Below are 13307 nucleotides of genomic sequence, written 5' to 3'. Positions count from 1 at the left end.
TTCAGGCTAGTACGAGGCTCCCGCAGGCGGTGTATTGACGAGGTGTCGCTCGGCGAGTTGCAGCACGACCACGTCGGGATGGTGCTGCGCGACGAGTTCGCGGTACTTCGGCCAGGCGCTGTAGTCGGTGTACGCGTGTCCGACCTGCCATGTCGGCGAGTACGCCTGATCCCAGTACGGGGAGATGGCACCGCCCATGGAGTCGCGGATGACGAGGGCGCTCTTGCCCGTCCACGGCTCGGCGACGCTCGTCTGCAGCGGCAGCCAGCTCGCATCCATGACGGAGTCGCCCGTCACCGTCTTCGTCGTACCGTCCTTGTCGGTGTAGGTGACGTCCTGCAGCTCCCCGTCGAAGACGGGAACCGACCAGTCGGCTCCGGGACTGGTCACATCGAAGGGCGCCCATTCGTTGAAGTCGCCGACCACCTTGTGTCCCGAGATGGGGGGAACCTGGAGCTCCGGGTCATCCGGGTACATCGCGTTGACGCATTCGGCGATCTGCTGCCATCCGACGTACCCGCCGTAGTCCGTCCAGTGGCTGTTGCTCCAGCTGAACAGGTGCACGTCGGGCGTCTTGGCGGCGATCATCGAGGCGCGGAGATCGATGACCGGAAGGTCGCCTTCGACAGCCATGAACTGATCGAGGATCGTCGAGCCGCGCACCTCCTGCATCCAGGTGGGCAGCTCCTCCGGATACACGCTCGACGTCGACGGCGTGACCACGATGTAGAACTCGACGCCCTCGGCGGCCAGCCCGTCGCGGATGGAGTCGTAGTAGTCGACCCAGCGGCTCAGCTCCGACCCGCTCAGGGTCTCGCGTCCGACCGCCTGCGAGGCGTACTGCTCGATGTAGTCGCTCCAGAAGATCCAGCCGTTGGGGCCGATGACGTACGGCTGAGACACCTCCGCGGAGTGCTCCTCCCAGACGCGCGCCGCCGTGCCGTCTCCGTCCAGCCAGGGTTCCTGTGTGGCGGGCTCCGTCGGCGGACGGCAGACGGAGTCCGTGGGACTGGATTCGCCCGTGACCTCGGGCACGGAGTGCTCGTTCAGACGCGACGTCGCGACGGCACCGACGATGAGCGCCGTGACGGATGCCATCCCGAGGATCGTCAGCGGCAGGTACGACGCACGGCGCCACCAGCGGCGCGGCGCCGGCGGCGTGGGCCCGTGGCTCTGCACATCGGGGACGTCGGTCATCGCGCCATCTCCGACCGCGTCACCACGAAGCGGTCCCGCGAGCGCTCGTTCCAGATCTCGCGACCGGCCGCCGTCTTCTCGATGGCCCACGTCCCCCAGCGAGGAGTCCAGCGTTTCAGCGTCATGGCGGGCTTTTCCACGAAGTGCCAGCTGAAGTATGCGTAGGCGTGGCAGGCGACGATGACGATCGCGTGGTAGGCGAGCCAGCCCCACTCCTCGATGTGGAAGTAGGTCGCGAGCCACATCAGCGGCCAGCCGGCGATGTAGATGCCGTACGAGAGGTCGGCATGCCGGTCCCAGCCGGCGAGCTTGGTCGCCCGGATGCCGAACCAGATGAGCACGTAGCAGAACGCGTACTGGCCGACGACGAGCCATCCGCCTCGTGCGTACGTGACCACGGCCACGATGAGGCAGGCGATCGCGACGCGATCGTCGATCGGGATCTTCTCGCGGTAGAGGCAGAAGATCATGCCCCAGGCGAACGGCGCCATCAGCAGCAGGAGCCGGAAGTCGCCGAACACCGAGCTGAAGCCGGGAAGATCGCCGATGCCGAGCCACTGCATCGACGAGAGGACGATGATCGCACCCGCGACCAGTCCTCCGATGAGCCGGTTGGCGAGCGCGCCGAAGACGCCCAGCAGGGCGACCAGGATGTAGGCGCCGAACTCGAAGGCGAGCGTCCAGGCGGAGCCGTTCCAGTCGAGGATCCCGTGATCGAGGTAGAGGGGCGTGCTCGTGCCCATCCCGGCGATGTTCAGCTGCCCGAGCAGCAGCGTGAAGTCGTTCGAGAAGTAGGTGAACGGCGACTCCGCGGTGGCGTTCCAGAAGCCGTCCCACGTGCCCTTCTCCTGGATCCAGGCGATCGGGGCGAACACGAACGCGGTCATCAGGAGGATGAGGAAGAAGCCCGGATAGATCCGCAGGAATCGGTGCCAGAAGTAGCGGATCGTCGTCGTGGAGCCCATCTTGCTCCGCGTGATGAGGAACCCCGACAGGAAGAAGAACCCGCAGACCGCGACGCCGCCGAGGGACTGCTCGTCGCTCCACTGCGTTCCGAGGTCGGCACCTCCGTAGAAGCCGGCGATCGGGCCCGCGTGCGAGAAGATGACCATGAAGGCCATCGCCCAGCGCAGGAAGCCGATGGCGTTCCGGCGCGGATCGAAGGCCTCCGCGAGGCTGGTCACAGAAGCTCCATCTCGTCGATGGCGTCGTCGACGGGCGAGCCCCGCAGCGACTTCCGCCACCGGCGGTAGTTCGGGTCCAGCGCGTACCGCGTTCCGCGGTAGGTCGCCCGCAGCGGCCGGTAGGTGGCCTCGATCAGGGGGTACCACCGCGGGTAGTGCAGGCGCGCGTAAGCCAGGGCGTAGCCGAACGGTCCGCCGCCGATGAAGTCGCCCGAGGCGTCCAGCACGTGCACCTGGTCGATCGCGTAGCCCTGGATGTTCGCGCTGATCCTGTCGAGCTTGTACTCCAGCGAGGTGTGGCTGATCGCGGCGTAGCGCGTCGTCGCGACCGTCTTGGTGTAGTAGCCCAGCTCCGCGACGGCGTAGCTGAACAGCCGCTCCTGGATGTGGGCGACGCTGCCGTCCTTGTGCTGCTTCGGCGAGGGGAAGTCCGAGTACTTCCAGTCGACCTGGCTGAGAAGACGCAGCGACTCCGGCCGGAAGGCGAACATGCACCCGTACGGTGCGAGCGGGGACGGCTCGTCGAAGGGCACATGGATGCCGAGCCGCTCGGCGAGCTCCTTCGCAGCGTCCTTGTTGCCGAACCATCCGCGGCCGAGCGTGGGATAGCCGATGTGGATCGTGGGCGCGTACACCATCCCCAGTCCCGGCTCGCACTGGAACAGCCCGAGGAGGTTGGAGGTGTAGCCGCGCGAGTTGAGGAGGTTCATCAGCTGGTGCCTGCGGAACAGGTCACCCGCGTTCTTGCCCTCCTGCACCGTCTTCTTCGAATGGATCTTGAAGATGACGTCGTACGTGTCGTCACGGATGACGTCGGCGCACCCGACGAAGAACGCCCCCATGTCGCGTCCGCGATTGGAGGGGAGGACGCGGATGTCGACGCTGCGCCGGTTCGGATCCTCGTGCTCGGCGAGCACGGCCCGGATGCCCTCCGCGCGCTCCTCGTCGGTCGTGGTGATGAACAGGTCGTATTCCGACGGGATGGTCGCGGAGTAGTCGAGCATCTCCTGCGTGAGCTCCACGTAGTAGATATGCGCGACGACGGCCACACGCAGCGGCTTCTCCTCGTCGTAGTCGACGACGACATCGGGCATCACTTCCAGCATGGCCGCGTTCGTGTTGAACGCCTTCGGCTGCGAGTTGCGCGAGATGTTGCGCCAGATCATGTCGACCGGGTAGCCCAGAGCAGCCGCCTTCTCGGCGAACCGCTTGGCGATGATCGAATGCCGGTCGAGCAGGAGCGGGTCGTGGAAGAACGGGCGGCGCTTGAGCGCCGGGCATCCGTCGTCGAGCAGGGCTTCGGCGTCGTAGAACGCCGGATGCCACGTGGAGTAGTTCCGCCGCGGGAAGGCGACCTCGTAGTCGAACCCGAGCTCATGGAAGTGGTGGGTGAACTTCGACTCGTGGCCGAGGATCGAGTCGGTGTACGAGACGATGGGCGGCATGTCGCGCCAGTAGGCACGCCACGGCTCGCTCAGGAACATGCTCTTGCGCACCGCGATCCAGTGCGACTGGATGTGGCTGTGCAGCACGCCTTTGCGGGTGAACGGGTTCGGCACCTGCTTGCCGTGCTCGGTCATTCCCCAGTAGTCGACCTCGAGCGCGTTCATGCGCTCGAACATCGGCTCGAACGGGTTGACCGGCCCGAACCACGTGTAGTTCATCAGGATCAGCTCGTCGTACTCGGCGAGCTTCTCCTCGCCGAAGTGCGCGAGCGCCTCCTTGTAGCCCCAGACGTCGAAGCCGACGTTCTCGCGCTGCCACACCGTGTCGGCCACGGACTCGAGGCGGGCACGGCCCTCGTCGGTGAGCTTGCCGTTGACGACGACGAACACGTGGTCGGCGAACGGACGCAGCCGCTCCAGCTTGTACGGGACGTAGTCGTCGACGATCCCCTGCGGGTCGTAGTAGAGATAGAAGATGATGCGCCGCCCGTTCTCGGGAAACGCTGCGAGCTCGCCGACTCGTTCGCTCACCAAATGACTCCTCTTCTCCGACTCGCCCGCGCGCACGCGACAGCGCGCGCCGACAGGCACTCAGCGGCCCAGTTTACCGGGCTGAGTTTGTGAGCTTGCCCACCGCGGCATCCAGCACCGAAGCGCGGGCATCGAACGAATGGTGCTCCCGCACGCGGGTGGAGATCTCGCGCAGCTCGGAATCCGCCGGGAACAGGGCATCGACGTCACCGCTCAGCAGCTCCACGAGCTGTTCGGGCGATTCGTACTCGACGACGGCCCCCTCGAACACCTCCTGCAGCAGCGGCACCGATTCGCTGATCACCCGGCCGCCTGCCGCCACCGCGTCGAAGGGCCGCATCGCCATGAAACCCTCGCGCCTCATCGCCGGCCAGTGGTCGTTGAGAACCACCCGCGCCGTCTCGTATCTCTCGCTCAGATCGCGGTTCGGAATCGACGGGGCCGCGATGGCTTCGGCCGGGATGAATCCACGCCAGTCGGGGCCGTAGACCTTGACGTCGATGCCCGCGTCGAGGGGTGCGACCACGGAGGGCCGAGGGATCCCCCGTGCGGTGCCGACGAAGACGACGTCGCTGCCCCGTGCGCGGCCGCGGGGGAAGAAGAGGTCGGCATCGGTCGCCTCCAGCAGAGGCTGCACGTCGATACCCCACTCCGCGCTCACGCGCTGCGCCCAGCCGGGAGACACGGCGAACGCCAGATCGAACTGCGCGATCTCCGTCCGGGTGATCTCGTCGGGGTGGCTGATGATCCACTCGATCCGCACACCGGTCTGCGGGGGCGCGATGCGGAAGGGCCCCCGAATGACGACGTGCACGTCGTCGAGGTAAGCCGTGGGGCGCGCAGCGGCGGGGAACGCGTCGACGACCACCTCGTGGCCGAGCCGGCGCAGCGCGCTCGCGAGGCCCTGGGCGAAGTGCGTGTCGCCCCACACCTGCCCGGCGGGCCCCGCCGGGGCGCAGGTCTTGATCGCCCAGCGCTGAGCGGGCCTCGACCTGCGCAGGCGCGGCCGCGCCTCCCACGGGCCCGACGCGTTCCAGCCCTCGACCTCGAAGCCGGCGACGCGGTAGAGCTCGGCGGCGGGCGAGGGCGGCCCGGATGCCTCGGCCCACTCGTCCGGCAGCTCCCCCGCGGTCTCGGGCCACGCGTTGCGAGCGGAGAAGCACCCCACGACGATCCCCGTGTCGACGCGGACCGGCACACCCGATCGGCGCGCCCGGAGGCTCAGGTGCTCGGTCTCGAACGCGTGAGGGGCCCGCGCGCCGGCGAAGCCCCGCACGAGCGCTGCGGGAGCGGCGAAGGTGCGGCCGGTGATGAGCGGCACGTCGACGATGCGCTCGCCGAAGCCCGCGAGGTCCTCGGAGGGATGATCGCGGAGCATCCGGCAGATGCGCGGGCCGTCCGCGGTCTCGACGACCGACGCGCCGACGGCCGCCACGGTGCCGTCCGACTCGAGCGAGACGGGGGCGACCAGCGCGCCGGCTCCCGTCGCGAGCAGACCCCGGTACTGTGCGGCGACCAGGTCGGCACGCGTGTCGGTCATGAGCACGGCGCCTTCCGCCGCGTCCGCCGCGACGGCCCGGGCCACCGCGTGCAGGCTCGTCGACGACGGCAGCCTCACCGCGGCGACGCGGTCGTGTCTGCCGCAGAGTCTCGCGGCCAGCGCCGTCGTCAGCCAGGTGGAGGGCGACGGCGCGATGCACACCAGGCGAACGCCCGTCGAGTCTCCCGCGACCGACAACGCCCCGGCGATCTTCTGGGCGGCGGCCGCGTCGCCGCCCTGCAGCATCCTCACGACGAGGTTCTCGGCCGCTTCCGCATCGCCGGCCCTGTCGGTGGCGAGCGACTCGATCGCGAGCCGCCGCCACTCGGTGACGCGCAGAGCCTGAGACCCGTCTCCGATCCGAACCGGGATGACGGCGCTCTCACGGTTGCTCCAGGCGTGCTCGAGCGCGCCGCCGCGGGCGCCGTGAGCGTCGGCATAGGCTGCGGAGTCCCACCACGGGTGCACGGCCACGGTGGCCCGATCGCTGAGCAGATACGCGTAGAGCGCCGGGACCCGGCCGAGGTCGGGAAGCGCCACGCCTGCGGTGTGCTCGTCGAACAGCGGGTTGGGCGAGATGCCCGCGCGGAATCCCGACCAGACGTAGTCGAGCGTCGCGCGCAGGCGCCCGCCGCGCCGCCAGCCCCGCTGGGCGCGGTAGAACTCCGCGTCCATCAGTCCGCTGCCGCCGATCACCCTCATCCACCACAGCCGGTCCGCCCCGTCGATGAGCCGACCCAGGACCGGCGCCGAACGCGCACCGCGCCAGAGTCGCCGGAGCAGGCCGATCACGCCCGCGTCCCGCGGCGGCGCTTCCAGGAATGGACCGCCCTGCGCGCGAGCGCCGTGAAGGGGTTGCGTCGGTCGAGCTCGCGAACGAGCACGTCCTCGAGGTCGGCTCGCAGGCGCGCGAACTCCCCCGCGATCATCAGCGGAAGACCAGGGCCCTCACGCGTGATCCATTCCCGCAGCTCGCGATCGCGGACGGTCGTGTCGTCGCGGCGGTGCTCACCCGCGAGGGCGAACATGCTGTTCGCCTCGGAGCCGGCGGCAGAGGGGCGCTGGGTCCACACCGCGAGCGTCTCCGGGAGGAAGCCGATCGTGTGGCGCGCGAGCAGGCGAAGGCTGAACTCCCAGTCCTCGACCGCGTCCAGCGACTCGTCGTACCCGCCGACCTCCTCGTGCGCTCGGGCGCGATAGAGGAACGAGATGGGGACGGCCCGGTTCACCTCGAGCATCTCGGTGAGCGAGATGTGAGTCAGGTCCCGCCAGAACGGGACGCGGTCGACCTCGGTCCACCGTCCTTCGACGAGCCTCTCGTACATGATCTCGGTGCGGCACATCACGCCGATGTCGCCGGGGTGCTGCTCGAGCCACTCGACCGACCTCGCCAGGAACCCCGGCTGCCACAGATCGTCGTCGTCGTGGAGAACGAGGTACTCCCCCGTGGACGCCGCCACGCCCTCATTGGCGGCGCGACACCGCCCGCCTTCGCCGGGCGCGATGTGCACGAGCCGCGCGCGTCCCGACAGCGGGCTCTGAGACACCACCGACTCGGCGGTGGCCTGGTCGCCGCCATCGTTCACCACGACCACTTCCGGCGTCTCGAACGTCTGCGCGGCGATGTCCTTCAGCGCGCGCGCGAGAAACCAGGGCCGGTCCTTCGTGCGGACGATCACACTCACGCGAGCCATGTCGTCCACCCTAACCGGGCGGCCCGCCGAGGACCGTCCGGGGCCGCTCCCCACGGCCGCGCCGACGCGTCGGCGCTCAGCCTGCCGACATCCGCGACGACTTCAGCAGGTTGCGGTCGGCCATCTCTCCCAGCGACCGCTCGAACTCGTCGCGCCCGATGGGCTCGCCCATGACCCACTCGGCGAAGCGCCGGACGCCCTCGGGGAACGGGACGGCGGCCTCGAAGCCCAGGAGGTCGCGTATGCGACGGGTGTCAGCGAAGTTGTGCCGGATGTCACCGAGGCGGAAGGCGCCCGTCACCGAGGTCGGCACCCGCGTGCCATACGCGGCGAACAGCGACTCGACGACCTCGACGACGGTGGTGGGCACGCCGGAGCCCACGTTGAACACCTGACCGGCCGCGCCGGGATGGGTCACCGCGAGCTCGGTGGCCGACACGACGTCGTCGACGAAGACGAAGTCGCGCGACTCGTTCCCGTCCTCGAAGATCTGGATGTCCTTCCCCTGGCGGATCCGGGTCGAGAAGATGGAGAGGATTCCCGTGTAGGGGTTCTGCAGCGACTGCCCCGGGCCGTAGACGTTCTGATAGCGCAGCGACACCGGCGCGATGCCGAGCGTCGGAGCCACGGTCATGACCAGGGACTCCTGCATCTGCTTGGTGATCCCGTAGACGCTCGAAGGATGGAGCTTGGCCGACTCGTCGGTCGCGATCACCTCGATCCGCTCCTCACCGGGCATGTGCACGTCGAAGTCTCCCGCGACGAGATCGGTCTCGGCCCGGTGCGGGGGATACACCACGCGCCCGTCGGCGGTGGCGTAGGCGCCCTCTCCGTAGATCGACCGCGAGGAGGCGACGACGATCCGCTGGACGCCGTGCGACCCGTTCGCGAGGATGTCGAGCATCTTCGCCGTCCCGCCGACGTTGACGGAGACGTAGCGATCGATCTCGTACATCGACTGGCCGGTCCCGGTCTCGGCCGCGAGATGCACCACGTGCGAGACGCCGGTCAGCGCACGCCGCAGATCGGCCTCCGAGCTGACAGAACCGACGATCACCTCCGCGACGCCGTCGAGGGCGCGAAGGCCCGACGAGTTGCGCTGCGGGTCCTCACCGTGGACCTGCGGCAGCAGGGAGTCGAGGACGACCACGTCTCGCCCGGACTCGCGGAGCCGGCGCGCCAGGCGCGAGCCGATGAAGCCCGCGCCGCCCGTGATCAGCACTCGCCCGCTCACCGCGTCAGCCATGTCGTCCGCCCCCGCCTTCATCGCCCATCCTGGATGAGCCGGACGCGGCCGGCACCGGCACTCGGGAATCGCGTCCCCGCTCGGGGCCCACCCTACCGGCTGGCCCGCGCGTACTCGTGCGGAGCTCTACAGCTCGGCGTGAAGCATCCACACCTTGTCGGCGGCCTCGCTCCACGAGAACGCGCGCCCTCGGTCGCCCGCGAGCACCCCGAGCCGCTGGGCCGCGGCCGTCGACGCGAGCGCGGACGCCAGAGCGGCGCCGAGAGCGTCGGACAGTTCGGCGACGCCCGACGCCGACACGAGGACTCCGCCGTCGAACAGCACCTCGTCGTGCACGGCCGAGGACGCGGCGACCACCGGCACACCGAGCGTGAGCGCGTCCACGACCCGCCACGGGAAGGCCGCTCGCCGTGACGGCGCGAGGAAGACCGCGGCGCCGCCGAACACCGCCGCTCGATCCGCCCCGTCCAGGGCGCCGCGCACGTGGAGCGCGCGCTCCGGCACACCGGCCGCGGAGGCCAGATCGGCGACCGCCGGCTCGTGCCCCTCCTCGACGTCGATCACGACGACGGGAAGGTCGAGACCGGATGCCGCGACCGCGGCAAGTCCGGCATCCAGCGCCTCCGAAGCCGGCGTTCCGCCGGCCAGCAGCACGAATCCGTCGGGAAGCCCCAGCTCCCTGCGGCGGCCGACCTCATCGGTCGGCACGCTGAAGCCCGCCGGCGAAGCCCCGGCGATCACCCGCACGCGGTCGCCGAACGGGGCGATCTCGAGGAGGCGCTGAGCGAGCGAGTGCGTGGGCACGACCACGGAGTCGGCGTGTTTGACCGCGCGCTTCAGCATCGCCTTGTGCCACGCGGCGACAGCGCGCGGCAGCTCCGACGGCGACTCCCAGGGCCGGAGGTCCCACAGCGTGACGACCGTCTGGTCGTGATCGTGCACCCGGTCGTGACGCACGAGCGGCGCGAAGAGCGACGGCGAGTGGATCATGCCGCCGCCGATGCCTGTTGCGACGCCCAGCTGCAGCGCGGCGGCAAGCTCGCGGCGAGGCAGCGGGGTGCGTCGCACGCCGGCCAGACCGTCGACGCCGGAAAGGGCGGCGTCGCCGCCGGCCGGCGCGATGGCCTCGACCTGGCAGCCCGAAGGCGCTCCGAGCACCAGCGCCCGGGTGAGCTCGCGCGACGCCTCGGCGAGCTCCGGCTCAGTCGGCGCGACCAGCTGATCGAGCACGACGCGCAGGGTGGCGACCACGTTCAGTTCTCCGCGCCGGGCTCGGGCGGGTGGAGCGTCGAGTGCATCAGCTCCGCGATGTAGGCGTAGTCCGGGTCGAACTCGTCGATGCCGCCCGCGGGCGTGAGTTCGAGCGTCTGCACCGGCTGCTCCTTCGCCTTCAGCCCCAGGTCGACGAGTGTCGGGATGAGCGATTGGGGCAGGTCCGTCTCCACGAGGTCCGTGCCCGCCGTCACCACGTCGTTGAACCGTGTGAGCACCACGTCGGGCGTGAACTGCGCGAGGATCGCCTCCTGCAGCTCGCGCTGACGCTTCATGCGGTCGAAGTCGCTCGTCGTGTAACGGGAGCGGGCGTACCACTGGGCGGTGTCGCCGTCCATGTGCTGCTGCCCGGGCTCGATCCAGCCGAATGCCCAGTCGTCGACGGGCTGTCCGTCGTACTGCGGCCCGCCCTTCGGCAGCCGTTCGACGACGTTGATGTCGACGCCGCCGAGGGCGTCGACGAGCGACGCGAACCCGTGCATGTCGATGAAGACGTAGTACGGGATCTTGATGCCGAGGATTCCCTCCGCCGCGTCCTTCGTCGCCTCCACGCCCGGCGACGACGCCTCCGCGGTGGCGTTCGGGTACAGGTCGGCGCCGTTCTCACACACCTCGACCTCGGTGCGCAGCTGGTTGATGCCGCTTCCCCACCCGCACGTCGGGTCGGAGTGGCCGACGTGGCCGTCGGGATAGCGTTCCTTCATCGGCCCATCTGCGAACGGGAACCTCGGCATGTCCCGGGGGATGCCGGTGATCGTGGTCGCTCCCGTCGCCGCGTCGATCGACACCACCGAGATGCTGTCGAATCTCATCGAGTCGCGGCCCTCGCCGCTGTCGGCGCCGAGCAGCAGGATGTTGTAGTACCCGTCGTCCGGGGGCACCACCGGGCCGGTCGCCCGGAAGATGCCGACACCGCTGCGCAGCGACCCCACGGCGCTGGACGCGTAGGCCGCCGTGCCGCTGGCCACCACCATGAGCCCGACGGCGGCGAGCGCGATCGCGAAACGCGCCCCGCGCCCGGTCTTCACCAGCCGCACGAGCCGGAGGGTGTCGATGGCCAGCACCAGCCAGAGCACCGCGTAGACCATGAGCACGCCCTGCGCGATGAGGAGCGGGAAGGGACGCAGCAGCCCCAGCCAGTCGGGGAGCCACGCGCTGGTGATGATGCTGAGGCCGGCGGTGGGCGCAAGCAGCGCGAACAGGATGGTGACGACGATCACCACCCAGAGCACCAGCGTGGAGGCGATGCCCAGGCGTCCGAGCCGGCGGTTGCCGGCCACCACCTGCGCGGACCCGGGGATGAGGAAGTTCAGCCCGAGGAGCCACCAGCCGCGTCGCGTCATGACCGCGCGGGACGAGGCATCCGGGTACCGCATCGGGCGCTCCTCGACGACCGCCGGGCCTGCGGTACGGGTCCTCGCGCTCGGCGGGCTCATGACGCTCACAGCGACTCCTTGAGCCGCCGGTTCTTCTGCTCGACCTGTGACTCGAGATCGCGGGCGTACGCCTCGACGCGGTCGGCGACCGCGCCGTCGGAGGCGCCGAGGATGCGGGCGGCGAGGAGCCCGGCGTTCTTCGCGCCGTTGATGGAGACCGTGGCGACCGGGATGCCCGCGGGCATCTGGACGATGCTGAGGAGCGAGTCCATGCCGTCCAGAGTGGCCAGCTGCACGGGCACGCCGATGACGGGGAGGGCCGTGACGGACGCGAGCATGCCGGGGAGGTGCGCGGCGCCGCCCGCTCCCGCGATGATGGCGCGGAGGCCCCGCGAGCGCGCCTCGCGCCCGTAGCGCATGAGCTTGTCGGGGGTGCGGTGCGCCGAGACGACCTCGACCTCGTGCGGGATGCCGAAGTCGGTGAGCACCTGCGAGGCGTCGCTCATGACGCGCCAGTCCGAGTCGGAGCCCATGACGACGCCGACGAGCGGCGACTCGGAGGAGTGGAGGGGCGCAGTCACTCGTCGAGGCTAGCGGGCGAGGCTGGAAGATCCCCGCAACGGCGCGCTTCGCAGGCGCTCAATCGAGGAAGAAGGATGCCGCGGCGCGGGCCTGGTACGCCACGTCGTCGAGTTCGTCGCCCACGACGTTGACGTGCCCGACCTTCCGGCCGGGGCGCGGTGCCTTGCCGTAGGTGTGGACCTTCGCCTGCGGGTGCTCGTGCATGGCGGCCGCGAAGCGGGCGTCGAGCGGCTCCTGCTCGGGGCCGCCCAGGATGTTCACCATGACGGCCCAGCCGGCGAGCGGCTCGGTGTCGCCGAGGGGCAGATCGAGCACCGCGCGCAGGTGCTGCTCGAACTGGCTCGTCACGGCGCCGTCCTGACTCCAGTGACCGCTGTTGTGGGGACGCATGGCCAGCTCGTTCACGAGCAGGCGCTCGTCGGTGGTCTCGAAGAGCTCGACCGCGAGCATCCCCGTCACGCCGAGACCCTCGGCGATCCCGACGCCGATCGCGGCGGCGACCTGCTGCAGGCGTTCGCCGGAGTGGGGCGCCGGCGCGATCACCTCGGCGCACACCCCGTCGCGCTGCACCGTCTCGACGACCGGGTAGGCACGCACGCCGCCCGACGGGCGGCGGGCGACCTGCTGGGCGAGCTCCCGAGTGAAGTCGACCAGCTCCTCCACGAGGAGCGCGCCGCCGCGGGCGTCCTCGGCGAGCGCGGCGAACCAGTCCTCGGCCTCGGTCCCGGCCGACACGACGCGTACGCCCTTGCCGTCGTAGCCGCCGCGCGGGGTCTTCACGACCGCGCGACCGCCGTGGTCGTCGATGAACGCCTGCAGCTCCTCGGCGCCGGTGACGGCGGCCCAGTCGGGCTGCGGCATCCCGAGCTCCTGCAGGCGTGCGCGCATCAACAGCTTGTCCTGCGCGAAGCGGAGGGCGTCGGGGCCGGGGTGCACCGGGATGCCCTCGGCGACGAGCGTCGCGAGGACCTCCTGCGGCACGTGCTCGTGGTCGAAGGTGACCACGTCGACGTCGCGCGCGAACGCGAGCACCGTGTCGGCGTCGCGGTAATCGCCGACGGCGCTCGCGGCGAGGGCTGCCGACATCCCCTCTTCCTCGGCGAGCACCCGCAGCTCGACACCGAGCTCGACCGCCGGTGCGATCATCATGCGGGCCAGCTGCCCGCCCCCGACGACTCCGACTCGCAGCGCCATGCCATTCCCTCTCGCCTCACGAACCCCTCCATCATCCCGCACCCGC

At 70.1% G+C, this 13307-nt stretch carries 10 protein-coding genes; all 10 read right to left on the bottom strand.

Annotation, left to right across the window (positions count from 1 at the left end; all coding sequences use genetic code 11):
- Positions 1 to 6: 6 nt before the first annotated feature.
- The 10 genes from ACN9MP_RS05220 to ACN9MP_RS05175 all read right to left on the bottom strand — a co-directional run bounded on the left by ACN9MP_RS05220 (position 7) and on the right by ACN9MP_RS05175 (position 13261).
- Entirely contained in the window at positions 7 to 1197 is a 1191-nt protein-coding gene (locus ACN9MP_RS05220; protein ID WP_426324258.1) for an alginate O-acetyltransferase AlgX-related protein, read from the bottom strand.
- Entirely contained in the window at positions 1194 to 2381 is a 1188-nt protein-coding gene (locus ACN9MP_RS05215) for an acyltransferase family protein (RefSeq protein WP_426324257.1), read from the bottom strand. The genes ACN9MP_RS05220 and ACN9MP_RS05215 overlap by 4 nt, the downstream gene beginning before the upstream one ends.
- Complete coding sequence (locus ACN9MP_RS05210) at positions 2378 to 4357, bottom strand: rhamnan synthesis F family protein (RefSeq protein ID WP_426324256.1); 1980 nt, start codon at positions 4355 to 4357, stop codon at positions 2378 to 2380. The genes ACN9MP_RS05215 and ACN9MP_RS05210 overlap by 4 nt, the downstream gene beginning before the upstream one ends.
- 73 nt (positions 4358 to 4430) lie before the next feature.
- Positions 4431 to 6689 carry a glycosyltransferase family protein gene (locus ACN9MP_RS05205; protein WP_426324255.1) on the bottom strand — a complete coding sequence of 753 codons (2259 nt, stop codon included), beginning with the start codon at positions 6687 to 6689 and terminating at the stop codon, positions 4431 to 4433.
- Positions 6686 to 7591, bottom strand: coding sequence for a glycosyltransferase family 2 protein (locus ACN9MP_RS05200; RefSeq protein WP_426324254.1), 906 nt, complete (start codon positions 7589 to 7591; stop codon positions 6686 to 6688). The genes ACN9MP_RS05205 and ACN9MP_RS05200 overlap by 4 nt, the downstream gene beginning before the upstream one ends.
- Positions 7592 to 7667: 76 nt before the next feature.
- A complete protein-coding gene (locus ACN9MP_RS05195) occupies positions 7668 to 8837 on the bottom strand; it encodes an NAD-dependent epimerase/dehydratase family protein (protein ID WP_426324253.1) in 1170 nt (389 codons plus the stop codon).
- 126 nt (positions 8838 to 8963) lie between these two features.
- Positions 8964 to 10088 (bottom strand): glycosyltransferase, encoded by a 1125-nt coding sequence (locus ACN9MP_RS05190; protein WP_426324252.1) that lies wholly within the window; start codon positions 10086 to 10088, stop codon positions 8964 to 8966.
- A gap of 2 nt (positions 10089 to 10090) precedes the next feature.
- Positions 10091 to 11554 carry an LCP family protein gene (locus ACN9MP_RS05185; RefSeq protein ID WP_426324251.1) on the bottom strand — a complete coding sequence of 488 codons (1464 nt, stop codon included), beginning with the start codon at positions 11552 to 11554 and terminating at the stop codon, positions 10091 to 10093.
- Positions 11551 to 12018, bottom strand: a complete 468-nt coding sequence (purE, locus tag ACN9MP_RS05180; RefSeq protein WP_426325922.1) for a 5-(carboxyamino)imidazole ribonucleotide mutase — start codon at positions 12016 to 12018, stop codon at positions 11551 to 11553. Before purE ends, ACN9MP_RS05185 begins: the two co-directional genes overlap by 4 nt.
- A 106-nt stretch (positions 12019 to 12124) precedes the next feature.
- Complete coding sequence (locus ACN9MP_RS05175; protein WP_426324250.1) at positions 12125 to 13261, bottom strand: 5-(carboxyamino)imidazole ribonucleotide synthase; 1137 nt, start codon at positions 13259 to 13261, stop codon at positions 12125 to 12127.
- Between the last annotated feature and the right edge of the window lie 46 nt (positions 13262 to 13307).

It is taken from the genome of Microbacterium sp. E-13 (assembly GCF_049912955.1).
GTDB lineage: Bacteria > Actinomycetota > Actinomycetes > Actinomycetales > Microbacteriaceae > Microbacterium.
The sequence above is the reverse complement of the archived record's forward strand: the minus strand, read 5'-3'. Positions and strand labels throughout refer to the sequence as shown.